Annotated in this window: 20 protein-coding genes and 2 pseudogenes; 14 read left to right on the top strand and 8 right to left on the bottom strand. The window is 66.4% G+C overall.

The genetic code is table 11. The features are described from left to right. Positions 1-12: 12 nt before the first annotated feature. Together OKW26_RS25925 and OKW26_RS25920 are read right to left on the bottom strand one after the other, a co-directional pair. The gene (locus OKW26_RS25925) at positions 13-1,416 is read right to left on the bottom strand and encodes an ATP-binding protein (protein ID WP_184067710.1); all 1,404 of its coding nucleotides are present in this window, start codon (positions 1,414-1,416) and stop codon (positions 13-15) included. Continuing rightward, positions 1,413-2,072, bottom strand: a complete 660-nt coding sequence (locus OKW26_RS25920) for a response regulator (RefSeq protein ID WP_090805227.1) — start codon at positions 2,070-2,072, stop codon at positions 1,413-1,415. Before OKW26_RS25920 ends, OKW26_RS25925 begins: the two co-directional genes overlap by 4 nt. Positions 2,073-2,450: 378 nt before the next feature. Here OKW26_RS25920 and OKW26_RS25915 point away from each other — a divergent pair, with 378 nt between their 5' ends. From OKW26_RS25915 to OKW26_RS25890, 6 genes are all read left to right on the top strand, one after another. After that, positions 2,451-2,801, top strand: a complete 351-nt coding sequence (locus tag OKW26_RS25915) for a hypothetical protein (RefSeq protein WP_184043340.1) — start codon at positions 2,451-2,453, stop codon at positions 2,799-2,801. Between the two features lie 19 nt (positions 2,802-2,820). Beyond that, complete coding sequence (gene hpnI / locus OKW26_RS25910; protein WP_184067706.1) at positions 2,821-4,086, top strand: bacteriohopanetetrol glucosamine biosynthesis glycosyltransferase HpnI; 1,266 nt, start codon at positions 2,821-2,823, stop codon at positions 4,084-4,086. Continuing rightward, complete coding sequence (gene hpnK, locus OKW26_RS25905) at positions 4,086-4,916, top strand: hopanoid biosynthesis-associated protein HpnK (RefSeq protein ID WP_429355644.1); 831 nt, start codon at positions 4,086-4,088, stop codon at positions 4,914-4,916. Before hpnI ends, hpnK begins: the two co-directional genes overlap by 1 nt. A gap of 248 nt (positions 4,917-5,164) precedes the next feature. After that, entirely contained in the window at positions 5,165-5,827 is a 663-nt protein-coding gene (locus OKW26_RS25900; protein ID WP_429355643.1) for a response regulator, read from the top strand. After that, entirely contained in the window at positions 5,824-7,188 is a 1,365-nt protein-coding gene (locus tag OKW26_RS25895) for an ATP-binding protein (RefSeq protein ID WP_429355642.1), read from the top strand. Before OKW26_RS25900 ends, OKW26_RS25895 begins: the two co-directional genes overlap by 4 nt. Positions 7,189-7,278: 90 nt before the next feature. Then, the gene (locus OKW26_RS25890; protein ID WP_429355641.1) at positions 7,279-8,181 is read left to right on the top strand and encodes a ProQ/FinO family protein; all 903 of its coding nucleotides are present in this window, start codon (positions 7,279-7,281) and stop codon (positions 8,179-8,181) included. Positions 8,182-8,208: 27 nt separating this feature from the next. Here the strand turns inward: OKW26_RS25890 and OKW26_RS25885 are convergent, their stop codons facing one another. Beyond that, the gene (locus OKW26_RS25885) at positions 8,209-9,558 is read right to left on the bottom strand and encodes a TAXI family TRAP transporter solute-binding subunit (RefSeq protein WP_429355640.1); all 1,350 of its coding nucleotides are present in this window, start codon (positions 9,556-9,558) and stop codon (positions 8,209-8,211) included. A 123-nt stretch (positions 9,559-9,681) separates the two neighbouring features. Beyond that, positions 9,682-10,569: a LysR family transcriptional regulator gene (locus tag OKW26_RS25880; protein ID WP_187612768.1), complete on the bottom strand. Its 888-nt coding sequence runs from the start codon at positions 10,567-10,569 to the stop codon at positions 9,682-9,684. A gap of 941 nt (positions 10,570-11,510) precedes the next feature. Between OKW26_RS25880 and OKW26_RS25875 the strand changes: the two genes are divergently transcribed. Continuing rightward, on the top strand, positions 11,511-12,257 hold the full coding sequence (locus tag OKW26_RS25875) for a glucose 1-dehydrogenase (protein ID WP_429355639.1): 747 nt from the start codon (positions 11,511-11,513) through the stop codon (positions 12,255-12,257). Positions 12,258-12,372: 115 nt separating this feature from the next. Here the strand turns inward: OKW26_RS25875 and OKW26_RS25870 are convergent, their stop codons facing one another. Then, the gene (locus OKW26_RS25870) at positions 12,373-13,272 is read right to left on the bottom strand and encodes a LysR substrate-binding domain-containing protein (RefSeq protein WP_184067675.1); all 900 of its coding nucleotides are present in this window, start codon (positions 13,270-13,272) and stop codon (positions 12,373-12,375) included. A gap of 118 nt (positions 13,273-13,390) precedes the next feature. Here OKW26_RS25870 and OKW26_RS25865 point away from each other — a divergent pair, with 118 nt between their 5' ends. Then, complete coding sequence (locus tag OKW26_RS25865) at positions 13,391-14,641, top strand: 2-aminoethylphosphonate--pyruvate transaminase (protein ID WP_221309359.1); 1,251 nt, start codon at positions 13,391-13,393, stop codon at positions 14,639-14,641. A gap of 62 nt (positions 14,642-14,703) precedes the next feature. Next, complete coding sequence (gene phnX / locus OKW26_RS25860; protein WP_429355638.1) at positions 14,704-15,507, top strand: phosphonoacetaldehyde hydrolase; 804 nt, start codon at positions 14,704-14,706, stop codon at positions 15,505-15,507. Between the two features lie 4 nt (positions 15,508-15,511). On the opposite strand, the gene OKW26_RS25855 is transcribed toward phnX, so the two are convergent. Both OKW26_RS25855 and OKW26_RS25850 read right to left on the bottom strand, forming a co-directional pair. Further along, the gene (locus tag OKW26_RS25855) at positions 15,512-16,441 is read right to left on the bottom strand and encodes a LysR family transcriptional regulator (RefSeq protein WP_090805804.1); all 930 of its coding nucleotides are present in this window, start codon (positions 16,439-16,441) and stop codon (positions 15,512-15,514) included. A 59-nt stretch (positions 16,442-16,500) separates the two neighbouring features. After that, positions 16,501-16,794, bottom strand: a pseudogene (locus OKW26_RS25850) (cytosine deaminase); the annotation flags it as partial. Positions 16,795-17,094: 300 nt separating this feature from the next. On the opposite strand from OKW26_RS25850, the gene argG reads away from it, so the two are divergent. The 5 genes and pseudogenes from argG to OKW26_RS25825 form a co-directional block, all read left to right on the top strand. After that, positions 17,095-18,429, top strand: a complete 1,335-nt coding sequence (gene argG / locus OKW26_RS25845) for an argininosuccinate synthase (RefSeq protein WP_429355637.1) — start codon at positions 17,095-17,097, stop codon at positions 18,427-18,429. A gap of 179 nt (positions 18,430-18,608) precedes the next feature. Further along, positions 18,609-19,640 (top strand): diguanylate cyclase, encoded by a 1,032-nt coding sequence (locus OKW26_RS25840; RefSeq protein ID WP_311540826.1) that lies wholly within the window; start codon positions 18,609-18,611, stop codon positions 19,638-19,640. A gap of 157 nt (positions 19,641-19,797) precedes the next feature. Next, positions 19,798-21,333, top strand: coding sequence for a transglycosylase SLT domain-containing protein (locus tag OKW26_RS25835; RefSeq protein ID WP_429355636.1), 1,536 nt, complete (start codon positions 19,798-19,800; stop codon positions 21,331-21,333). Between the two features lie 118 nt (positions 21,334-21,451). After that, on the top strand, positions 21,452-21,970 hold the full coding sequence (locus tag OKW26_RS25830; protein WP_429355635.1) for a RidA family protein: 519 nt from the start codon (positions 21,452-21,454) through the stop codon (positions 21,968-21,970). A 38-nt stretch (positions 21,971-22,008) separates the two neighbouring features. Beyond that, positions 22,009-22,455, top strand: a pseudogene (locus tag OKW26_RS25825) (3-hydroxybutyrate oligomer hydrolase family protein); the annotation flags it as partial. 109 nt (positions 22,456-22,564) lie between these two features. On the opposite strand, the gene OKW26_RS25820 reads toward OKW26_RS25825, so the two are convergent. Beyond that, positions 22,565-25,438, bottom strand: coding sequence for an Hsp70 family protein (locus tag OKW26_RS25820; protein ID WP_429355634.1), 2,874 nt, complete (start codon positions 25,436-25,438; stop codon positions 22,565-22,567).

Below are 25,438 nucleotides of genomic sequence, written 5' to 3'. Positions count from 1 at the left end.
TGGCGCGCGCCTTCAGCGCGTCGCGCGATAGGCCGGAAACGACACCCGCACCGCAAGCCCCTGGTCCCCGATCCCGGCGCCTAGCTGCAGACTCGCGCCGAAATGCTCGGCGATCCGCGCAACGATCGACAAACCGAGCCCGCTGCCGGTCGCCTGATTGCCGGTCGCGCGGAAAAAGCGGTTCGTGAGCCGCGCGAGATCGTCCGGCGCGACGCCGGGGCCGTCGTCGCGCACGATCAGCTGCACCTGCTCGTCGGCATGGCGCACCGCCACTTCGACAGTGCCGCCCGAGCGTCCGTACTTGATCGCGTTATCGAGCAGATTGTCGAGCAGGATGCCGATCAGCACGGGCTCCGCGTCGATCTCGGCGAGCATGTCGCCGACCAGCATCACATTGATGTGCTTCTGTTGCGCATTGCGCCTGTTCGCGAGCAGCGTATCTTTCGCGATCGCCGCCGGCCTCAGCGGCTCGGTGGGCAGCTTCTCCTGCACGTCGAGCCGCGCGAGCAGCAGCAGTTGCTCGGCGAGCCGCGCGCTGCGATCGACGCCTTGCACGACGCGCTCCATCGCGAGCCGCTGCAGCGCGATGTCGGGCTCGGCGAGCGCGACCTGCGCCTGTACCTTGATCGCGGCGAGCGGCGTCTTCAGTTCGTGCGCGGCATCGGCGGTGAAGGCGCGCTCTAGCTCGCGCGCATGGTGCAGACGCGCCAGCATCTGGTTGATCGCGTCGACGAGCGGGCGCACCTCGAGCGGCGTGCGGCCGATGCCGACCGGGTCCATGCGGTTGATGTCGCGCGAACGGATCGCGGCCGACAACACCTTCAGCGGCGCGAGACTCCAGCCGATGCTGAGCCACACGAGCACCGCGAGCACTGGCAGCGCGATCAGCGTGGGCCGCGCGATGCGGCTCGCGACACCGCTCACCAGGTCGCTGCGGGTGTTGGCCAGTTCGAACACGCGCACGCTGTGACCGAGCGCCGTTTCGCGCAACGTGAACGAGTGATAGAGCTGGCCGCCCAACGTGACGTCCTGCGCGCCGCTCGCGGGCGGCAACGGCAAATCCCACGCGGCGAGCGCATGCAGTTGCGGGCTGCCCGCCAGAATGGCGCCGTTGGCCGCGCGCACCTGGAAGAGGGCGTCGCGCGGCAGCGTGTCGTCGTCGTCGAGATCGCTCGCGCCGGGCTCACCGCCTCTCTCTTCTTCGCGCACGTCGATGCGCGCATTGGCGAGCGTCATCAGATTCGTCGAATCGAGCAGCGCGAGCATCTGCGCGAGTTCGGCGAGACGCGCTCGTTCCCACTCGGCGACTTCGTGGATGGCTTGCCGGTAGCTCGACGCGAGCGCGCCGCCCCATACGATCGCGATGCTCGCGAGCACGAGCAGCACGAGGCGCCGCCGAATCGACGGACCGATCATTCTTTCTCCATCACATAGCCGATGTTGCGCACGGTCTTGATCAGGCTTGCGCCGAGCTTCTTGCGCAGGTTCGACACGTGCACCTCGATCGCATTGCTTTCGATTTCTTCCTGCCAGCCGTACAGGCTTTCTTCGAGCCGCGAGCGCGACTGAGGAATGCCGAGATTGGTCAGCAGTTGCAGCAGGATCGCCCATTCGCGCGACGTGAGCGGCACGCGCGCCTCGTCGATCTGCACCGTTTGGGCGGCCGGATTCACTGTCAGATTCTGGTAACGAATCAGATCGATACTGCGACCTTGTGCGCGGCGCAACAGCGCGCGGCACCGCGCCACCAGCTCGGTGAGATCGAACGGCTTGCCGAGATAGTCGTCGGCGCCCGCTTCGAGTCCGCCGACGCGATCGACGACCGTGCCTTTTGCGGTCAACACCAGCACCGGCACGTCATTGCCGGCGTCGCGCACGCGTTTGAGCAGCTCCGTGCCGCTCACGCGCGGCAGGCCGAGGTCGAGTACTACCAAGGCATATTGAGTCGTGTCGAGCGCGAGGCCGGCCTTGTGGCCGTCGCGTGCCCAGTCGACTGTGAAGCCGGCCTGACGAAGGCCTGCCTCGACACCGCAGCCGATGAGTTCGTCGTCTTCTACGAGGAGTAAGCGCATGAGGCAAATATTCCATTGTGGGGCTTTGCATAACGTCGAGCATTTTGAAGCAAGCGGCATTGATGCACATAGACGAACCATCTGCCGCGTTCCGAAGTGTAACCACGCCGTTCGTTAGCCGCTTCATGCCATGCGCGTGGTTAAGGTTTCCTTCAGCTTGAATCGATACCATCGACGCGCTATAAATGGTCGTCGCAGATCGTAATGCATGTGCGAGACCACGTTGTCGTCAGACCATCGCAACCTGATCGTAAGGACTTCGATGGAGCGACGCGCGAGGCATTCTTTATGCTGGTCGATGGCGTCAATGGACGATCTCGACGAGTCCCGCCATTGCCAGCATCCGGTCAGGCCGCAAGGCCGCGCACGAGGCACGTTATGAAGCGAGTCACCATCGACATGCTACGAGCCCATCTGCTAGTGGCGTCTCTGACGGCCGCGGGCACCGAAGCGCTGCTGTGCATGGCGTTGCCGGTATTGCCGGTCTCTGACGCTTTTTTCGCTTCGGCATCGTTCAGGCTGTTCGCGCTCGCGCTGATCATCGGCGGCGTGGTGATCGCGCGCGAATTTGCCGAGGTCGCCTTCGAAGTCGCGGTGCGGCGCGACTGCGCGACTCGCGCTGCTCGCGGCGCATGGCCCGCCGTGATCGCAGCGAATTGTCCGCGCCGGTGGCTCGTCGTGCTTCATCTGCGACTAACGGGGCAACCTTTCGTGCTGGCCGAGCACTGACGGACACGGACGGCACACAATGGCGGCGCACGCGTTGATTGCATGTCAATGGCTTCTGTTAGCCGCCTGCGTTAGCGCTTCGATCTACACGGCAGCCGCCGCGCTCGCCATGCCGTTTTTCACCGCCCGACATAAATCGAACCATCATGGGGGCAGGGCCGTCAATCGCGCGCTCAGCCGTTCGCTGACGGATTCGCTCGATTGCCCAACCGGGCGGTTCGCGCAGGTCGGTGTCAGCGTGCTGAAGCCGCTGTGCGGCGCCGAGCCGCGTCTCTACGAAAATCTGCGAACCTTCTGCGAGCAGCGACATCAGCATTTTCAGCTGGTGTTGGGTGTGTCGTCCCCGCAAGATCCCGCCATCGCGGTGGTGCGCCGATTGCAGGCCGCCTATCCGAAGTGCGACATCGAGCTTGCAATCGACACACGCGTACACGGCAGCAATCTGAAAGTCAGCAACCTGATCAACATGGCGGCACGCGCGCGCCACGACGTGATCGTGATCGCCGACAGCGACATCGCGGTCGACCCGGACTATCTCGACAGCGTCGCCGCGCCGCTCGCGGACCCGAACGTCGGCGTGGTCACGTGCCTGTACGTCGCGCGCGGCGTCGGCGGCTTCTGGCCGCGTGTCGGTGCGCTGTTCATCAACGAGTGGTTCGCGCCCTCGGTGCGGGTCGCCCATGCAATGGGCTCGCGCCGCTTCGGCTTCGGCGCGACGCTCGCGTTGCGGCGCGCGACGTTGGAGCGCATCGGCGGCTTCGAAGCGCTGAAAAACTGCCTCGCCGACGACTACTGGCTCGCCGAGCACGTGCGCGCGCTCGGTCTGCAAACGGTGCTGTCGCGCGTGATGGTCGCGACCGACGTGATCGAGCCGACCTTCGCGGCGCTGTGGCAGCGCGAAACGCGCTGGCTGCGCACGATCCGCTCGGTCAATCCGCCGGGCTTCGTGTCGCTGCTGATCACGTTCCCCACGCCGTGGCTGTTGACGAGCGCGGGGCAGACCGTGTCGCTCGCGACGTGTGCTCACGCGCCTTTCGCGGCGGTGGTCGCGAGCGCGTCGGCCACCGCGGTCTGCGTTGGCGCGCGCCTGCTGCTGCACCTGCGCGCGGCACGCCGCGTGCGCACGTTCTGGCGCGATCTGCCGCTGGTGCCGTTGCGCGATACGCTGCTCGCGCTCCAGTGGCTCGTCAGCGCGTTCGGTTCGCACGTCGTGTGGCGCGGCGAGCGCATGCAGCTCGGCACGCCGTCGGCCGAGCGCAGCGGCCGGCTGGACAGCCTCACGTGATGGACAGCGCAAAACCCACCCAGCCGCGCGGACTGATCATCACCGCCGACGATTTCGGTCTGCATCAGCGTGTCAATATCGCGGTCGAGCGCGCGCATCGCAACGGTGTGCTGCGCGCCGCGAGTCTGATGGTCGGCGCGCCGGCCGCCAAAGACGCGGTCGCGCGCGCGCGTATGCTGCCGGAACTGCGCGTGGGCCTGCATCTGGTGCTGGCCGACGGCGCCGCGCTGGCGCCGCGCGAGCAGGTCGCCGCGCTGCTCGACGAGAACGACCGCTTCGGCAGCAACATGGTGCGTGACGGTGTGCGCTTCTTTTTTCTGCCGCACGTGCGCCGGCAGCTCGCGCACGAAATTCGCGCGCAATTCGAAGCCTTCGCCGCGACCGGCCTTACGCTCGACCACGTGAACACGCACAAGCATTTTCATCTGCATCCGACCGTGCTCGGCCTGATCCTCGACATCGGCCGCGACTACGGCATGAGGGCGATGCGTTTGCCGTTCGAAGCGAACGCGCCGCTGTGGCTGCGGCCGTGGATCGCGCACGTGAAGACGCAGCTCGAGCGCGCGGGGATCGCGCACAACGACTACGTGGTCGGCATCGCGGCGAGCGGGCGCATGGATGAGGCGACCTGGCTCGCCGCGCTCGCGAATCTGCCGCATGGTGTCGGCGAAATCTACTGTCATCCGGCGCTGGCCGGCGACGCGCTGAGCGACGGCATGCACGACTACCGGCATGCCGACGAGTTGCAGGCGCTGCTGTCGCCACGGGTGGCCGCCGCGATCCGCGCGCTTGGGGGGCGGCTCGGCGGGTTCGCGGATGTGCTTGCGTAGCGCCATGCTTCGCGAAACGTGGAAAACTTTGGCCACGCTCACACCGGCTGCTTTTTCATCAACAGCTTCAGCAACGCCGGCAGCAGCAACAGCACGAGCGGCAACTGCACGATAAGACAGGCTTAACGTCGAATCGCGCGAGCCGGGCCGTGCGAAATCGACGCGTCGTCCGTACCCCCGTAAGGGTTCGTTAAGCTGCGACGGCCGATAATGCGGCGGCCAAAACCGCACCAAGGAGAGGAGAGGCCATGCGCCTGCTACTGGTCGAAGACGACGACATGATCGCGGAATCGGTGCTGGGCGCGATGCGCCGCGCCGGCTACGCGATCGACTGGGCCGAGGACGGCCGCGCGGCGGAACTGTCGCTCGATAACGGCGTGTACGACCTCGTGCTGCTCGACCTCGGCCTGCCGAAAAAAGACGGCATCGACGTGCTGAACGCGTATCGCCGCAACGGCGGCGCGGCGCCCGTGATCATCCTGACCGCGCGCGACGCGGTCGACGAGCGCATCCGCGGTCTCGACGCCGGCGCCGACGACTACCTGATCAAGCCGTTCGATCTCGACGAACTGGCCGCGCGCATTCGCGCGCTGCTGCGCCGGCGCACCGGCCAGAAGCAGCCGGTCTACAGTCACGGCGAACTGACGCTCGACCCCGCCGCGCATGAAGTGACCAAGGACGGCATGCCGCTGCCGCTGGTACCGCGCGAATTCGCGTTGCTGCAGGCGCTGATCGAGGAGCCGACCCGCGTGTTCACGAAGGCCGAGCTCGAAGAAAAGCTGTACGGCTGGGGCGAGGAAGTCGGCAGCAATACGATCGAAGTGCATGTGCACAGTCTGCGGCGCAAGATCGGCGCGGACCAGGTCGTGACCGTGCGCGGGGTCGGCTACCGCCTGAAGAGGTGCGGATGACGTCGATTCGCCGCTGGCTGCTCGGCTGGCTGATCTTCGGCATGGCGGCGGCGTCGATGATCGCGGCTTTCGCGATCTTCCATACCGCGCGGCGCGAGGCGAGCGAGCTGTTCGACTACGAACTGCGCACCGTCGCGCTGTCGCTGCCGTCGGCGCTGAGCGGCGCGGGCAGCCGCGAGCGGCGGGAACCCGACCTCGGCGATCTCGCCGACGACCGCATCGTCATCGAAATCTGGGACCGCGGCGGTACGCTCGTCTATCGCTCCGCGCGGGCGCCGGAGTTCGAGCGTCTGCCGCCGGGCTTTCACACAGTGCCGCGCGGCGATTACCACTGGCGCATCTTCGGCGTCGCGCAGACAGACCGCTACGTGCAGGTCGCGCAACCGGTCTCGGTGCGCGAAGAACTCGCGTTGCAGCTCGCGCTGCACACGCTGTGGCCGCTCGGCGTGCTGCTGCCGGTGACGATCGCGCTGGTGCTGCTGGTGGTCGCGCGCGGGCTCGCGCCGATCGGCGGGCTGTCGCGCGCGCTCGCGACGCGTTCGATCGATTCGCTCGAACCGCTGCGGCTCGACGGCAACCTGCCGGTCGAAATCCGGCCGCTCTTCGAAGCGCTGAACGATCTGCTGCAACGGTTGCATACGGCGTCGCAGGCGCAGCGCACGTTCATCGCCGATGCCGCGCACGAGTTGCGCTCGCCGCTCGCGGCGCTGAAGCTGCAACTGCAGGCGGCGTCGCGCGATGGATCGCTGAGAGGCGAGGGGCAGACGCTCGAGCGCGTCGAACATCGGGTGAACCGGATCATCCACCTCGTGCAGCAACTGCTGACGCTCGCACGCGAAGACGCGCAGCCGGTCACGTCGACGGTGCCGGTCAGCCTGCGCCGCATCGGCGAGCAGGCGGTCAGCGACTGTTCCGTGCTCGCGGAGTTGCGCGAGATCGATCTCGGCCTCGAATGCGAACACGCTCGCACACCGAACGACGCCTATACGGTGTTCGCGGAGCCGCACAGTATCAGCGTGTTGTTAGGGAACCTGATCAATAACGCAATCCGTCATACGCCGCCGGGCGGCCGTGTCGACGTGGTGCTGCGACGCACGGGCGAGCGCGTGGGCTTCGAGGTCGTCGACAGCGGCTCGGGAATTCCCGAGGCGGAACTCGAACGCGTGTTCGACCCTTTCTATCGCGGCGAGGAGTCGAAGGGCGAGGGCAGCGGGCTCGGTCTCGCGATCGTCGCGCGGATCGCCGAGCGGCATCAGCTCGGCCTGTCGCTGAGCAACAATGTCGGGGCGCCCGGTTTGCGGGTGTCGGTCACGGGGCTGCGCGCGCCCGCCGCCCACGCGCCCGTCACGGCCGCGAATTGACGATCGTCGCTGCGGCTCGGGTTGTCACAAGCGCGCAGGCGCACGCTGCTACAATCTCATTTTTACGGATCGACAGATTGGTTGTGCACTATGGGTTTCGAACAACTCGCTGAACTGAAGAAGCAACTGGCCGCGGCGCGCGCCGCCGCAGAGTCCGCCGGCAAGCCCGATCGCAAATCGGCCGCGCGCCCCGCTTCGAAGTCCGCTGGCAAGCCCGCTTCAAATTCAGCGGCACATCCTGGTTCACATGCCGAGCGTGGCGCCAATCCGGGCACGAAGCCCGGTGGCCGGCCCGGCGCGAAGCCGGCCGCAAAGGCCGGCGCTCGCCCGGACGGCAAGCCGGGTACGCGAGCCGGCGGCCCGCAGCCGGCGCGCCACACCGCGCCCGCCAAGCCGGCGGTGGACGCCAAGCCGGTGGACCCGGTGGTGCGCTCGATCGGTCGTCTGCAAAAACATTTCCCGGTTGCTTTCCCGAAGAATCCGGCCCCGAAGCTGCCGCTGAAGATCGGCATTTTCGAAGACCTCGTCGTGCATGCGAAGGAGCTGTCGCTGAGCGAAGCCGAACTGCGCGACGCGATCAAGACGTGGTGCCGTGGCGGACGCTACTGGAAGAGCCTCGTCGAAGGCGCGGCGCGCGTCGACCTGGCGGGCGTCGAAGCCGGCAAGGTCACGGCGCAGGAAGCGGCGGGTGCTCAGCGCCTGCTTGCGCATCGCGCGGCGAAGGGCGCGCAGAAGACCGCCACCGCGACGGCAAGCGCGAATGCGCCGACCGATGCAGGTACACCGGCCGAGGGCGCGGCCGCTGAAGCGCCGCAGGCCGAAGCAGGGGTAGCGGCAGTCGCGGAACAAGCGGCCCGCCAAGCGGATGCCGCTGCTGCGTCGCCGGAAGCCATAGCGGCGGATGCCGCCGGGAGCGCGGACACCCAGGCGCAGACCAGCGCGCAACACGAACCGCAAGCCACCGCTCCCGCCTCGCCCCCCTCCCAAGCCTAACCTTGGCACAGCCCGTCATGGCCTCGATCACGAGGCCATGACGGGCGGCGCAGCCGTCAACCGGCTGCGCACGAATCCCACATGCTCGCGCAGCACGTAAAACGCATCCGCATACGCGAGCGGCATGCGCAGGTGGCTCAGCGCCGCCTCGATCTCGTCCAGTTGCCCCAGTAGCTGGGTGCGCTCCTCGTCGGTTGCGCCGGCGAGCGCGTGCCGTTCGATCGCGATCAGCGAACCGTAATAACGATAGATGCGCGAGCGCACCCGCCACCGGTACAGCGCCGGAATCACGCGCATGGCGGGCAACAGCAGCACGGCAACCGGCAATAGCAGGAAGAGCGTACGATCGCCGATGCTCGCGAGCCAGAAAGGCAGCGTCCGATACAACAAGCCCTTGCCGGTCCGGTAATAGCGCTGCGCGTCGTCGCTGATCGGATATTCGTGCTCGACCGGGTTCGGGAACTGGCCGGCGTGCTGCAACAGGCCCGCGGCGCCGTGCACTTCCTGCGCCGCCTCGATCAATAGATCCGAAATCGCCGGATGCAGCGTGCTGCGCGCGACGAGTTCGACCGTCGGACTAATCAGGTGAACGGTCTCGGGCGGAATGCGCCGCTTCAGATCGAGCACGCCGGGCGGCAAGTCGATCTGGTCGAGAAACGGAAAGACGCGTGTATAGGCGCTCGCTTCGTCGAAATTCATCACCGAGATGCCGGGTACGCGCAATAGCCGCAGCATCAGGCCGCGCGTGGCCGAATCGCCGCTCAGAATCGCCGCGTCGACCTCGCCGGCAACCAGCTGCGTGGCGGCCTGCAGGCCGTCGCTCGGCACCAGCGTCGTGGCGCCGCCGGGCTCGATGCCGTTCGCCGCGAGCAGTTGCAGCGCGAGCAGCCGCGTGCCGCTGCCTTCGCGGCCGACCGCGATCCGCTTGCCTTCGAGCTGCGCCAGTCGCGTGAGCGCCGTGCCGCGATAGAACACGACGATCGGCACATAGAACACGCTGCCGAGCGACACCAGCGACGAAGTATCGAGCCCTTCGGCCACCCCGCCCTGCACGAGAGCGATATCGACGTGCTGCTTCGGATCCAGCAGCCGCTGCAGGTTCTGCACGGAACCTTCGGATTCGAGCACGTTCAGGCGGATGCCGTTGCGCGCGAGGATCTTGCGGTACTGGTTCGCGGTGACGACGAACGAGCTGTCGCGCGGGCCGGCGCTGATCGTGATCGTGCGCGGCGGCGCCGGATTGGCGATCCAGACGATCAGCACGATCGCGAACGCGATCAGCAGCGCCGTGATGAAGTAGGGCAGCAGGTGCTCGCGCCATTCGGCGCGCGTAGGTTCGGCGGGAAAGTGCGGAGGCCGCGGACGCTGCGCTTTCATGAAGACTCCGTGCGGGAAGCCAGGTGAAGGCATTGTCGCCTGTGCGGGGCGGCTTTGCCGTCGACGGTTCGCTCTATTGACCGGGCGCGCGGCGCCGCATCGCCGTGCTCACGCACGCGGCGCTCAAACGCGCTTGAACAACTGCCGCGCGAGCGAGCACATCAGCAGCGTCGCCGGCGATTCGTCCTGCAGGCGCCGGCTCATGATGATCGGCGACGCGGCGCTTGCCGACGGAATCGGCCGGTACGCGACGCCATGCGCGCGCAAGCCCTCGACGCTCTCCGGCACGAGACACACGCCGACCTGCGCGGCGACCAGCCCTAGCGCGGTCTGCAACTCCCGCACTTCATGGATTGCTTTCGGCTCCAGCGCCTGATCGTGCATTGCCGAGATCTGCTGGTCCGCATAGCTCGGCCGCGGCGTGCTCGGATAGACGATCAGCGTTTCCTCGGCGAGCGCGGCAAGCGTGAGCGGCTTCTTTTGCCGCGCGAGTGGATGGTCCTGCGGCAACGCGGCGATCATCCGTTCCTCGACCAGCACTTCGCGCGCGAGTTGCGCATCGTCGAAGCGCAGCCGGCCGAAGCCGACGTCGATGCGGCCACCTTTGAGCGCGGCCAACTGCTCGATCGTGAACATCTCGATCAGCGACAGCTCGATGTGCGGCGCGGCCTCGCGAAACGAGCGGATCACTGCGGGCAGCGCGCCATACAGCGTCGACGGTACGAAACCGATCACGATGCGTTCCGCGAGTTGCGCGAGCCGGCGCGTGAGCGGCGCGAGCTCGTCGGCTTCATCGACCAGACGTTTCGCCTGCGTGTAGAAAATGCGGCCGGCTTCGGTGAGCCGCAACGGCCGCGAGCCGCGCTCGAACAGCGGCAGGCCGACACTTTCCTCGATCTGCTGGATCTGCCGCGACAGCGGCGGCTGTGTCATATGCAGACGATTGGCCGCCCGCGTGATGTTCATCTCCTCGGCGACCGCGATGAAGTAGCGAAGTTGGCGAAATTCCATGCATGCCTCTGAGATGTGATGCGTCGGCGATTGGTGTTGCGTTGGTCTGCTGCGCCTTGGGCGCTGCCGGTTGCGGTACGGTGCTGCCGCCGCGGCGCTGCGCGAGGGCAACGAATGATAGCAACAGCGCCGCTCAATGCCGGCCAGATGACGCACGAGCGCCTTTTCCGCGCGCGGCAGCGCATTCAGCTCGCGCATGCTGTTGCCGTCGTTCGTCACCAACGGGTGGCAGCTGTTTGCGGGATCGGGCGTGCGCGCGCTCGTCGAACGCGTATGGCCGATGCTGGCGGGCATCGTACTCGGCACGCTGGTTGCGGCAGCTCGGTCAGCGCGTGCGCGGGCGTATCAGTGCGGCGAGTTTTCGTCGCTGGTTCTTTATCTGTCTGCTCGGCCCCGGTGTGCAATCGATGGCGCGCGCATTCGTTTAAAAGACGTTGGGAGCAGCGGATCGCGGAGGAGGGAGATCGTGTGGCCCATTATTCTCGATACGCTCGGCGCGCTCGCGGTGCTCGCGAGCGTGGCCGCGCACATCGCGCTGCTGCTCAGCAGCGAACAAAAGCGCGGTGAATAAAAGCGCTTTGAGTGTGTAGCGCCTGATCGCGGCGTCTGCCCGTAGGAGTCTTGAGCGGTTGCACGTCTCTGCTGCCGCGTGCCGCTCTTGCGGTCGGTCAGCGCGCGCTTGCGCGACGCCGACGCCGCGGCGCAAGCCAAACAGCATCAATCGTCGTAAGCCACGCGTAAACGGGGCCATCGAGGTCTGATGCGAATCGATTGTTCGTCGGAAGCGGCGTATCAATTCGTCTCGAGCCGCTTTATCCGGCCTCGCGCCGTGCCTAAATTAACGATCAGTGACAGCGCCACTGCATTTCCGGCTTTTATTGGCGTGGACTCCGCGGCTCCTCGCGAGGCATGCCGGCGCGAACCATTGAAAGGACACGATGATGAGCAAGCTCACAGGCAAGGTAGCGGTTGTAACGGGTGCATCGAAAGGCATCGGAGCGGCGATTGCGAAGGCATTGGCGGCGCAAGGCGCGTCGGTCGTGGTGAACTATGCGTCGAGCCGCGCGGGCGCCGACAAGGTGGTCGCCGATATCACCGCGGCGGGCGGCAAGGCGGTCGCGGTTGGCGGTGACGTGTCGAAGGCCGCGGACGCGAACGGCATTATCGATACGGCGATCGAAACGTACGGGCGGCTCGACGCTCTCGTCAACAACTCGGGTGTCTATGAATTCGCGGCGCTCGAAGAGATCACCGAAGCGCACTTCCATAAGCACTTCGATGTCAACGTGCTCGGGCTGCTGCTCGTGTCGCAGGCGGCGGCCAGGCATCTGGGCGAAGGCGGCAGCATCGTCAACGTGAGCTCGGTCGTGACCCGCATCACGCCGGCGACCACCGCGGTCTACACGGCGACCAAGGGCGCGGTCGATGCGATCACCGGCGTGCTCGCCAAGGAACTCGGACCGCGCAAGATCCGCGTGAATTCGGTGAATCCCGGCATGGTCGAGACCGAGGGCACCCACAGCGCCGGCGTGATCGGCTCGGACTTCGAAACGTGGGCGATCAGCACGACGCCGCTCGGCCGTATCGGCCAACCCGACGATATCGCGGATGTCGTCGCGTTCCTCGCGTCGGATGACGCGCGCTGGTTGACGGGCGAGAGCCTGATCGCGAGCGGCGGCTCGCGTTAAGTCTGAAGGGGTTGCCAACGCTGGTGGCAACCCGCGGAACAATTCGAGCGCGCTCGCGGGCGGCGGGGCCGACAGCATGAAGGCCACGCCGCTCCTCGCAGCGACGGCGCGCGAGCTACGCGCGTTGAACATCGCCCCCCAAGACCTCTGTTTCGGCTCCCGGCAACTCCACCGCAAAAAACGCGTCGAGCAGATTCGAACCCGGCCGCTCGGCGAGCCGCGTCAGCGATTCGATCATCTGCACGCGGCAATCGAGCAGCGGCACCATCCGGATCCGCCGCGACTCGTTGAACTCTGCGCGCGCAATGACGCCGACGCCGATTCCCTGCGCGACCGCTTCCTCCAGCGCCTCGCGGCCATCCACGTACATGACCGGCTCGACTTGCAACGACTCGCGCACGAGCTCGATTTCGAGCAGTTGTTGGGTGACCGATTGCGGCTCGCGGAAGATCATCGGCTGTTCGACGAGCTCCGCGTAACTCAGCCGGCGCTTCTTCGCGGCCGGGTAGCTCGCCGGCACCATCGCGACCAGCGGATCGCGCCGCAACACGCGCGACTGCAAGCGACTATGCACCTGCGGCGCGGCCGTGATCGCCGCGTCGACCGCGCTCGACAGCACGCGCTGCATGCACTCTGCCGCATTGGCGATCGACAGCGTGACGACGATGCCCGGGTGCCGCTGGCGAAACGCGCCGATCAGCGCGACGGCGAGATCGGGCGCATCGGCCGCGAGCGATAGCGAACCCGACTCCAGCCCGCCCGCTGATTCGAGCAGTTGGCGGGCGTCCCGCTCGCAACTGAGCATATGCCGTGTCACGCTGAACAGGCGCAGCCCGAGTTCGGTCGTCTCCACGCCGCGCGGCCCGCGCTCGAACAGCTTGACGCCGTAATCCTGTTCGAGCCGCCGCACGTGATCCGACACCGCCGGCTGCGTCAGCGACAACGCCTGCGCCGCTTTCGAAAAGCCGCCATGTTCCGCGACCGCATGGAACGCCCGCAATTGCGCGTATTGCACGTGTGCCTCGCCAGCAAATAAGTTTTTGCGATACCGTCATCGATTATATCGATTTTGCCGATGCACAACGCTTCTGTATCGTGTGAGCTATCGACATAGCGATATCGGAGTGGCGGACATGGAAAGCGCGATCGGCGGTTCGGCGGCGACATTGGCCGTGGCAGCCGCGGCAACATCGACCCGTTGCACCACACCCTGCGCCGCGCCGGCTGGCGGCGAGCCTTATCTGCTGACGCCGGGCCCGCTGACCACGGCACTATCGACGAAACAGGCGATGCTGCGCGACTGGGGCTCGTGGGACGGCGACTTCCGCGCGATGACCGCCGAGTTGCGCGCGAGCCTGCTGGCGATCGCCGGCGACACCGCGGGCGACTACGACTGCGTGCCGCTGCAGGGCAGCGGCAGCTACTGCGTCGAAGCGATGCTCGGCAGCCTGATTCCGCGCGACGGCCACGCGCTCGTGCTCGCGAACGGCGCGTACGGCAAGCGCGCGGCGATCACGCTTGGCTATCTCGGCCGCGCCTGCACACTGCTCGACAAGGGCGACTACCTGCCGCCGCGCGGCCTCGAAGTCGAGCGCATGCTTGCCGCCGATCCATCGATCACGCACGTGGTCGCGATCCATTGCGAAACGAGCTCGGGCATCCTCAATCCGCTCGATGAGATTGCAGCCGCGGTCGCGAGGCACGGCCGCAAACTGCTGATCGATTCGATGAGCGCCTTCGGCGCGGTGCCGCTCGACGTGCGGCAGATCGCGTGCGAGGCGTTCGTGTCGTCGGCGAACAAGTGCATCGAGGGCGTGCCGGGTTTCGGCTTCGTGATCGCGCGCAAGAGCGCCCTGCGCGAGGCGAAAGGCCGCAGCCATTCGCTCGCGCTCGATCTCTACGATCAATGGGACGTGATGGATCGCACGGGCCAGTGGCGCTTCACGCCGCCCACGCATACGGTGGCCGCGTTCCTCGAGGCGCTGCGTCTCTACCAGCTCGAAGGCGGGCAGCCCGCGCGGCTCGCGCGCTACGCCAACAATCGCGACGTGCTGGTGGCCGGCATGCACGAGCTTGGCTTCGAGCCGCTGCTCAACGGGCGCTGGCGCTCGCCGATCATCGTGACGTTTTTTTCGCCGGCGCATCCGTCGTTCGAGTTCGTGCGCTTCTATGAACTGATGAAGGAGCAGGGCTTCATCATCTATCCGGGCAAGCTGACGGTGGTCGACAGTTTCCGCATCGGCTGCATCGGTCAGGTCGACGAGCAGGTGATGCGACGCGTGGTCGATGCCTGCGCGCAAGCGCTGCGCACGATGGGCGTCACGCACGCGGGGCCGCCGCCCGCCGCGCTCGACGAACGCAAGGCGCTCGCGCAGGCGGCCTGAGCCGCGACAGCAAACCCGCGACGGCAAACCCAATACATTCGGATTCCTGGGGAGTCAAGCAGATGAAACACGTGAAGGCAGTGATTTTCGATTGGGCCGGCACGGTGGTCGACTACGGTTCACGCGCGCCGATGGGGGCCTTCGTCGAGACCTTCGAGCAGTTCGGCGTGCCGATCACGATCGACGAAGCGCGCGGCCCGATGGGCATGGCCAAGCGGCCGCATATCGCGGCGCTGATGGCGCTGCCGCGCGTGGCGCAGGCTTGGGCCGAGCGCCACGGCCATACGCCGACCGACGCCGATATCGACGCCGTGTACGACGTGTTCGTGCCGAAGAACATCGCGGTCGCGGCGAGCTACAGCGCGGTGATCCTGGGCGTCGCCGAAGTCGCGAGCGCCTTGCGTCGGAACGATATCCGCATCGGCACGACGACCGGCTATACCCGCGAGATCATCGACGAAATCGTACCGGGCGCGGCCGCGCAGGGCTTTGCGCCGGACAGCATCGTGTGCACCGGCGATACGCCGGAAGGGCGGCCGTCACCGTACATGATCTACCGGACGCTGCCGCTGCTCGGCGTGTGGCGCGCGAAAGAGGCGATCAAGGTCGACGACACCGAGGTCGGCATCGAGGAAGGCATCAACGCCGGCACGTGGGCGGTCGGTGTCGCGGTGAGCGGCAACGCGTTCGGCATGAGCGAGGCGGAGGTGAAGGCGTTGCCGGCCGACGAATTCGCCGCGCGCCGCAACGCCGCGATGGCCAGGCTGAAGGCGGCGGGCGCGCATTACGTGATCGATAGCGTCGCGGATCTGATGCCGGTCGTGTACGACATCGACGCGCGGCTCGCGCGCGGCGAGCGGCCTTGAAGCGTCACTTGAAGAAACCGACCGCGAGATCGATGAACTCGCGCACCTTGCGCGGCACGAACTCGCGGCTCGGATACACCAGCGACACGGCCACGTCGCCATTGAGCACCGCATAGCCGTCGAGCACGCGCACCAGCGTGCCGGCGCGCAACTCGTCCTCGACCATTTCGAGCGGCAGCAGCGCGATGCCCATCGCGCCCAGCGCGGCCTGCTTCTGCATGATCATGCTGTTGACCGTGAACGATGCATCGATGGCGATGCTCTCGCCGCTATCGTCGCCGTCCTCGCTCGCGCTTTCGGCATCGCCGTCACCCTTGCGGAAGATCCACATCGGGCCGGTCGTGTCGAACGGCGCGGCAATCAGCCGATGCCCGTCCAGTTCGGCCGGCGTTTGCGGATGACCGGCCTGCGCGAGATACGCGCCCGCTGCCACCGGCACCGCGTGCGAGTTGATCAGACGCCGCGCCACCAGCGACTCCGAGCGGATCATATGCTCGGTCACGATGCCGACATCGAAGCCGCCTTCGAGCAGATCGACCCGTTTTTCCGTCAGCGTGACGCGCAGGTTGACTTGCGGAAAGCGCGCCTGATATTCGGCGAACAGCGGCGTTAGCCGAAACAGCGAAAAACTGCCGAGCGCGACGATGCGCAGGTCGCCGGCCACGTCGCGCGAGGCCGTGGTCGCGCGCGACTCCACTTCCTCCAGTTCGGCGAGCAGCACGCGGCAACCGTCCGCGTATTGCGCGCCGGCCTCGGTCAGCACGACCTTGCGCGTGGTGCGCTGAAACAGGCGAATGCCGAGATGCTGTTCGAGGCTCGACACATGACGCGTGACGACCGACGTCGACACGTTCAGTTGCCCGGCGGCCTGCGCGAAGCTGCCGACATCGGCCACCTTGACGAAGGCCTGCATGGCCTGAAAAAGATTGATCATTCGAGTCCAAAAAACGTCTTTGTTGTAGCGGACGGCGTGGCGCATGCGCGCGCGGCGGTGCCGCTTTCGGCGCGCCAGCGGCGCTCGTTTTCGATGCGATCGGTCAGCTTCGGCCCGACTTCGTTGCGATACCAGCGCAAGCCCCAGTTGGTCTTGTCCAGATGCGTATGCCCTTCGACGAAACCGGGCAGCAGCAGCGCGTCGCCGCCGTCCTCGACCGGCACACCGGGCTCGCATGGCAGAGCGGCGCCGAGCGCGGCGATCCGGCCATCGACGATCGACACCTCGGCGCGCTTGCCGTCGGCGAGCCGCACGTGGGTGACCAGCGAGGCGTCCGGGGTGGTCGTGGTCATGGGCGGCGGGCAAGGGGAATGAACGGGATGAAAAGGGTGAACGGCCGGTGCGTTGACGCAATCCGCGATGCTACCCTTAGACGATAATAAATCCGCCCCCGTTACCGCAAATACAGCGTGAATTAATCCGGAAATTCGGCGCAGCGAGATTGCGGCGCGAGGCCGCGCCGACCGGCAAAATCCAAGGCCGGACGGCGGTTCACGGTATACTCCCGCGTAACTTGCCTGATCGCCAGGCTTGCCCGATACTTAGCTGTTATCCCCAAATCTCCCCGTACGTCGAGTTTAACGCTACTGCTTATGAGTACAATCCTTGAAAGTCTTCCGATCGGCCAGAAGGTCGGTATCGCGTTTTCCGGCGGCCTCGACACTAGCGCCGCGCTGCACTGGATGCGCAAGAAGGGCGCCGTGCCGTACGCCTACACGGCCAACCTCGGTCAGCCCGACGAAGACGATTACGATTCGATCCCGCGTCGCGCCACGCAATATGGCGCCGAAGGCGCGCGCCTGATCGACTGCCGCGCGCAGCTGGTCGCGGAAGGCATCGCGGCGCTGCAGTGCGGCGCGTTTCATATCTCGACGGCGGGCGTCACCTACTTCAACACGACGCCGATCGGCCGCGCCGTGACCGGCACGATGCTGGTCGCCGCGATGAAGGACGACGGCGTCAACATCTGGGGCGACGGCAGCACGTACAAGGGTAACGACATCGAGCGTTTCTACCGCTACGGTCTGCTCGTGAATCCGGACCTGAAGATCTACAAGCCGTGGCTCGACCAGCTGTTCATCGACGAACTCGGCGGCCGCTCGGAAATGTCCGAGTTCATGCGCCAGTCGGGCTTCGACTACAAGATGTCGGCGGAAAAGGCGTATTCGACCGACTCGAACCTGCTCGGCGCGACGCACGAAGCGAAGGACCTCGAAAGCCTGGAGTCCGGCATCAAGATCGTGAACCCGATCATGGGCGTCGCGTTCTGGCGCGACGACGTGCAGATCGCGAAGGAAGAAGTGACGATCCGCTTCGAGGAAGGCCAGCCGGTCGCGCTGAACGGCCAGACGTTCCCGAACGCGGTCGAGCTGCTGCTCGAAGCGAACCGGATCGGCGGCCGTCACGGTCTCGGCATGAGCGATCAGATCGAGAACCGCATCATCGAGGCGAAGAGCCGCGGCATCTATGAAGCCCCGGGCCTCGCGCTGCTCAACATCGCTTACGAGCGTCTCGTCACCGGCATCCACAACGAAGACACGATCGAGCAGTTCCGCGAGAACGGCCGCCGCCTCGGCCGTCTGCTGTATCAGGGCCGCTGGTTCGATCCGCAGGCGATCATGCTGCGCGAAACCGCGCAGCGCTGGGTCGCGCGCGCGATCACCGGCGAAGTGAGCGTCGAGCTGCGTCGCGGCAACGACTACTCGATCCTCAGCACGAAGTCGCCGAACCTCACGTATCAGCCCGAGCGTCTGTCGATGGAAAAGGTCGCATCGACGTTCTCGCCGCGCGACCGCATCGGCCAGCTGACGATGCGCAACCTCGACATCACCGACACGCGCGACAAGCTGCGCATCTACTCGCAGGTGGGCCTGCTGTCGTCGAACGAGACGTCGGCGCTGCCGCAGGTGAAGGGCGACAAGGAGTAAGGCGGCGCGTCTGATTACCTGAACGTCGCATCGATCGATGGGCCGGCTCGCGAGAGCCGGCCCATTTTCTTTGGGGCTCCCGGATGCGCTCCGGCGCCTGGGCGCGGTCCCACATTCTGTGCTCAAGTTTCGCGTGCCTATGCCGTTGACATAAGCTAAGCCCATTCTGGAACCCTTCCGTGCAACTCGCTTACAGTAACGACCGCCTCGCCAGCCGGATGCCAGTCGACTCGACCGCCGCCGGCGAACCCGAGGTCGAGTCTTCGGTCATCGAGTGGCTGTTGCACGACGACCAGGTGATGCGCGAGTGCTTCACGCATGCGGCGGAGATTCTGAAGAGCGTGACCGGCGCGGCAATTACCGCGATCGTGCTGCTCGACGAGGAGCATCAGCACTATCGCGCCGAGGTCGGCATGGCGATGCCGCTCGTCACGCGTGCGCGCTCGCTCGCCGACTACGCGGTGCGCGATGCCGACCTGTTCGTGATCGAGGATGCGCACAACGACAGCCGCTTCGGCGAATGCATGCTCGTCAAGCGTCATCCGTTCGTGCGCTTTTACGCGGCGATCGCATTGCGCGCGCCGAACGGCGAGATCGTCGGCGCGCTGTGCGCGATGGACCCGGCGCCGGGCCGGCTCGACGCGGGCCGGCGCGGCGTGTTTTACCACCTGCGCGCGATGATCGAAAACGATCTGAAGATGCGCACGGCCACCGCGATCGATCCGCTCACCCAGTTGTACAACCGGCGCTTCCTGCTCGAAACCATCGCGCGCCGCTGGAAGGAGGCGCGCGACGGCGACGTGATGGGCTCGGTGGTCGTCGACGTCGACTGGTTCAAGCAGTACAACGACACCTACGGTCATCAGGCCGGCGATCACTGTCTGAGTCTGGTCGCCTCCGTGATGCAGGCCGCCGCCGACAGCGAGCGCATCGTGGTCGGGCGCATGGGCGGCGAGGAGTTCGGAATGCTGGTGCTCGAAGCGCAACCATCGATGCTCGAAGACACGCTCGAAACGCTGCGCCAGCGCGTGGCGGACCTCGCGATCGAGCATCGCGCGTCGCCGCTTGGGGTGGTGACGGTCAGCATTGGCGCGTCGCTCACGCGTATCAGCGACCTGTCGCGCCCCGCGCATCGCGACGGTTTCGCGAGCGCTGACCGTGCGTTGTATCGCTCGAAGCATCAAGGACGAAATCGCGTGACGATGGCGTAGCGGGCGTTGGCGATTGCGTCGGTACGGCTCTATCTTCAGTCATGGCGCATTGCTTATAGGACCATCGTCCCATTTTCAGCCGTTGCCAGCGTGGCAATATGGATGCGCGTAGTGAACGTCGACGCAGTCGCCGGGTGCGACAGCAGGGTGTTTTACGATGCGCATCATTCAAACGTTGCTGTACATCGCGGCGTTCTGCTCAGGCATGATCGTCGGTCCCGCGGCGTGCGTCGCCGCCCAAAGTGTCGCCGCGCAGCCGGCCGCCTCGTCGGCCCTCCCGGCATCCCCAACCGCCGCGGCGTCGGCTCCCGCGGCGCGCCGTATCGATCTCGGCAATCAACCGTTCACGGGCGATTTCGACGCCATGCTCGACCGGCGTCTGATCCGCGTGCTGGTTCCCTACAGTCGAACGCTCTATCTGAATGAGCAAGGTCACGAACGTGGGCTGACCGCCGGTCTCATGCGGGACTTCGAGCGTTATGTGAACAAGAAGTACCGGGCGACGCTCGGCAAGCGTCCGCTCACCCTGGTCATCATTCCGACGACTCGCGACCAGTTGCTCCCGGGGCTGATAGCGGGCCGGGGCGACATCGCCGCGGGCAATCTGACGGTCACGGAGGTCCGCCTGAAGCAGGTCGACTTCGTGGCGCCGCGTGACCGGACAGCAGTACGCGAAGTGGTCGTGACCGGGCCGAAGTCGCCGGCCCTCGCGAAGCTCGACGATCTCAGCGGCAAGACGGTCCATGTGCGGCCAAGCAGCAGCTATTACGAGAGCCTGAAGGCGTTGAACGCGCGTTTTGGCAAGGAAGGCAAAGCTCCGGTGAAACTCGTGCCGCTGCCCGACGCGCTCGAGGACGAGGACGCAATGGAGATGCTCAATGTCGGGCTGCTCCAGATCCTCGTCGTGGACGACTGGAAGGCAAAGGTATGGGCGCCGGTACTGGCTGGAATCGTCGTGCATAACGATATTTCGGTGCGCGACGCAGGCTACATCGGCTGGGCGGTGCGCTTCAAGAGCCCCAAACTGCGGGACGCGATCAACGACTTCTACCTGAATTACGTGAAGAAGCAGAGTGTCGCGGAAGTCCGTCTGCAGCAGGAAATGAAGCGCATCAAGCAGATCTCCAACAATACGGAGTCAGCGGAGCTGAAGCGGTTCGGGCAGACGGTCGGTCTTTTCGAAAAATACGGTGCGAAGTACCGCTTCGATCCGCTTTTGCTGGCGGCTCAAGGCTATCAGGAATCCCAGCTGAACCAGAGCGCCCGCAGTCACGTTGGCGCAATCGGAATCATGCAGTTGATGCCAGCCACGGGGAAGGAACTTGCGGTTGGCGACATCAGGGTGGCGGAGTCCAACATACATGCGGGAGCGAAATATCTCGATGTGCTGATGGCCCGTTACTTTCCCGATGCTCACTTCTCGGAACGGGACCGCTCGCTGTTCGCATTCGCAAGCTACAACGCAGGACCCGCAAAGATCGCCAGAATGCGCAAGGAAGCGGCGGCGCGCGGTCTCGATCCTAACAAGTGGTTCAACAATGTCGAAATCGTAGTCGCCGAGAAAATCGGCATCGAACCAACGACGTACGTGCGCAATGTCTTTAAATATTACGTTGCGTACCGGCTCGTCCGGGAGGCCGAGGCTGCACGCGCTCGCGCTATCGGGCAGATGCGCAAGCAGGGCGGAGCGTGAGGGAAGCGGGCATCTGAAATGGCTGTCACCGCAGCGACGTGCCGCAGCCACGCCGCTGCGCGATTGTCGAGGCGCGCGCGCGAAAAAACGCCGTCGGGCCTTCACGTGGAGTCTGAATATGTCGACCGTTGAAGATCGCTTGGACGCACTTGGCTACGTCTTGCCGGAACCGTTGCGGCTTCCTCCCGGCCTGACGCTTCCGTTCCCATGGGTGCGGATAGTCGGCCACAGGGCTTGCATCTCGGGCCATGGACCGACCAACGCGGACGGCTCGCTGGCCGAGCCACTTGGCAAGGTGGGCAGTCAGGTCTCGCAGGAGCAGGCCTTCGTGGCGGCTCGTCTCACCGCGCTCGCTATTCTGGGCAGCCTCAAGCGCGAGCTCGGAAGTCTGGAGCGCATCGCCTGTTGGACGAGGGTGTTCGGCATGGTCAACTCGGCACCCGGGTTCAACCGACAGCCCGCGGTGATCAACGGCTTTTCGGAACTGATACTCGCTGTCTTTGGCGAGGAGCGCGGTGGTCACGCTCGCAGCGCGGTGGGACTGGCCGAGCTTCCCTTCAACATTCCCGTGGAGATCGAGGCTGAAGTCGAACTTTTTCCACGAGACGCTCGAGCGCTTGCATCGAGCGAGGCGTGAGCTCGTGCCGCCACCGCTGTCGCGAGCGATCGTCTGAGGCCAGCGTCGATGCAATTCGCGTGAATGCGAATCTGCATGGCAAGCCGACCATCACCGTGCAAGGATGCGCGGATGCGCTGGTGCCGATCAATCACGCGTCGCGGCCGTATCTCGGACTGAACCAGGTGGTCGAGGGCGGCGCGAGCAAGCTGGCGCTGTACGAAGTCACGAACGCTCAGCACTTTGACGCGTTCCTCGGCGTCGCCGGTTTCGATACGCGTTTCGTGCCGTTGCATTACTACAATCTTCAGGCGCTCAACCTGATGTGGGCTCATCTGAAGAACGGCACGCCGTTGCCGCCGTCGCAGGTGATCCACACGATACCGCGCGGCGGCGTGCCCGGAGCCGCACCGGCGCTGACCACGGCCAACCTGCCGGCGATCGCGGCGAGCCCGGGTGTCAATGCGATTTCCGCAACGAATGGCGCCGTGAACGTGCCGAATTGAGCGGCGCGTGCTGAAGCAATGCGCGCACACGGGTATCCGCCTGGGTGCGCGTTGCTGTGCATCTGGACGCCGCACGAGCGGTGCTGAGCTTCGCGCCGCGCAAAACGCTTTAGCCGCCGATCAGCTTCAACCCGACCGGCAGCGATTCGCCGAACACGCGACCTTCGTCGGCGTTATCGAGCGCGACGACTTCGCTGACCATCGTGACCCAGGCGCGCGGCGCGCTCGCCGCTTCGAGGCGTCGCACGACGCTCGCGCGCAGCGCGTCGGGCAGATCGCGCGAGCGGTCGCCGGTCATGCGGGCGATCTGGACGGCCGCGAAGGCGGCGGGGTCGACCTTCTTCCAGTCGAGCGCGAGGATCGCATCGAGCCATTGCGCGGCGACCTCGGGCGGCACGACGCTATGCGCGCTGCCGTAAAACGGCTGGCGCGCGCCGATCCGTCCGACCGCCCACCAGCTTTGATGGTTTTCGGCGGGCTTTTTCAGGCGAGCGAGCACCGCCTCGCCGAGTTCGATCTTGCGTTCGGCCGGAATCCGTTCGAGCGATGCGGACAGGCGCACCATATCGGCGAAGCCGGTCTTCGCGACATCGAACGGCAGCTTGTGACGCGATTGCGCGGCCTTCTGCAGATAGTCCATCGCGTCGAGCACGCGCAGCTGCGCATCTTCGCCGAGGCCGCCGGCCGCGCGGCGCCACAGCGTCCACCATTCCGACCATACCTGGCTGTCGGTCACGTACTGGATGCCATCGTCGAACAGCGTCCACAGTTGCTCGACGCGCCATTCGTCGAGCGGATAACCGAAGCCGGGCCGCACGCAATAGCCGGCCAGATTCAGCCACAGCCGTTCGTGATCGGCCGAGCGGCGGCGGCGGCGCGCGCGCTCCCACAGCGCGCCGAACAGTTCGCGCAGCAACGCGCTGTTCCAGCTGTCGCGCGGGCCGAGCAGATGTTCGAGCTGCGCGCGCAGTCGTTTGATCTCCTTCGGGTCGACGTTTTGCGCGCGGGCGCCGAAGCAACGGTCGATCAGTTCGATCGCGCGATCGAGCGCCGGGTGGCGTTGCGGTGCGCCCTCGGCGGATAGATCCACTTGCGCGTCGGCGTGGCCGTGGCGCAGCTGGAATTCGAGCAGCCAGCGTTGCGATGGCTCGTCGAGTTCGATGCAATGGACGTCGAGCGTGCCGACCTCGGTCAGCGACGTCGCGATGCGCACGGCGGTTTCGCGAGCGCGATGGCCGTCGCGTGGCTGGACGATCGTCGCGATCGGCGGCAGACGCACGAAGTCCCCGCCCGCGAGGTCGACCAGTTCGCCGGGCTGATACGCGGTGTCCGCGCTCGACGACACCAGGTGAAAGCGCACCGGATGCCCGAGCCGCAGCGCGAACGTGCGGTCCGAGATCAGAATCTCGTGACCTTCCTCGGTGCCGCGCGGCAGCAGGCAGATGCCGCGTTGCGCCGGCGCCGCGTCCGGCTCGGCGTCGTCTTTGCCGGCCGGCGTTTCGTCGAGCACCAGAAAATAGCTGCGCGGCGAACCGCCGCCGATTTTCGGCGCGAAGCCCGCGCGCGCGAGCGTATAGGCGACCGCGCCGCGCGCGACCGCGACGTCGGGGTTGTCGTTGTGCAGCACGTTGAGCGGCGCGCCGCGCCACCCGCCGAGCGTGTCGGCCAGACGCCGCGACAGCGCGTCGGCGCGGAACACGCCGCCGTTGAGCAGCAGCGTGTCGGGAACGGGCAGGGCGGCTGTGCCGGATGCGTCCGGCGTGCTGGAATCCGCGCCCAGGGCCTTGCGCGACTGCGCGGCGAAACGTTCGAGAAATGCCGCGATATGCCGCGTGACCGCCGCATCGGTCGCGTACGGCAGGCCGAATTCGACGATCGCGCCGCGCGGCCGGCCCGGACGCTCATCGGCGGCCACCCGCGGCAAGAAACCATCGACGATGATCTTCTCGACCTCGTCGCGCGTGACCTGCGTCGTGCGCGCGCCGCCGATCAGCTTCGAGCCCGCGCCGAGCAAGGTGACCGGCGCCGACTCGGGCGCCTGCGCGCCGAGCAATTGCTCCTTCGCGACGCGGCATCGCTCGACCAGCTGCGACAGGCTCGCCGCCGATAGCCGTTGCGGCGCCTGCGCACCGCCGCCGGCACCACCCAACAGCCGCGCCTCGACCAGATGCGCGAGCGCGAGGTCCATGTTGTCGCCGCCGAGCATCAGATGATTGCCGACACCGACGCGCGTCAGGCGCGGCTCGCCGTCGTCGGACAGGCCGACTTCGATCAGCGTCAGATCGGTGGTGCCGCCGCCGACGTCGCAGATCAGCACGAGCCGGGTGTCCGCCAACTCGTCGGCAAGCGTGTCGCGATGCCGGAACAGCCAGTCGTAGAACGCGGCCTGCGGCTCTTCGAGCAGCCGCAGCGACGGCAGCCCCGCGAGCCGCGCCGCTTCGACGGTCAACGCGCGCGCGCCTTCGTCGAACGAAGCGGGCACCGTCAGCACGACGTCCTGCTGTTCGAGCGGCGCCTTCGGGAAGTGCTGGTTCCATGCGGCGCGCACGTGCGCGAGGTAGCTCGCGCTCGCGTCGAGCGGCGAAATCTTGCGGACGTCGTCGGGCGCGCCCCACGGCAGGATCGGCGCGACGCGATCGACCGACGCGTGCGACAGCCAGCTTTTCGCGCTCGCGACGAGCCGCCCCGGCACCTGCGCGCCGAGCAGCCGCGCGAGCCGGCCGACCACGACCGGCTGCGTCGCGTCCTTACCGAGGCCCGACGCCGCACGCGCACCGGACCACGGCAACTGCAGATCGGCCGCGCTCAGTTCGCCGTCGGCCGCCTGATAGCGCACCGACGGCAACAGCGGCCGCGCGGCGACTTCGCCGGGGCTCACGAGTTGCTCGATCTCGAACACACGAATCTGCTGCGATCCGGCTTGCGCGTACGCGAGCACCGTGTTGCTGGTGCCCAGATCGATGCCGACGCTGTACCGCTTCAT

Origin of the sequence: Paraburkholderia sp. 32 (genome assembly GCF_050435345.1) — a bacterium.
Lineage (GTDB): Bacteria > Pseudomonadota > Gammaproteobacteria > Burkholderiales > Burkholderiaceae > Paraburkholderia > Paraburkholderia tuberum.
Note: the sequence above shows the minus strand (reverse complement) of the source record. Positions and strands in the feature narration are given on the sequence as shown.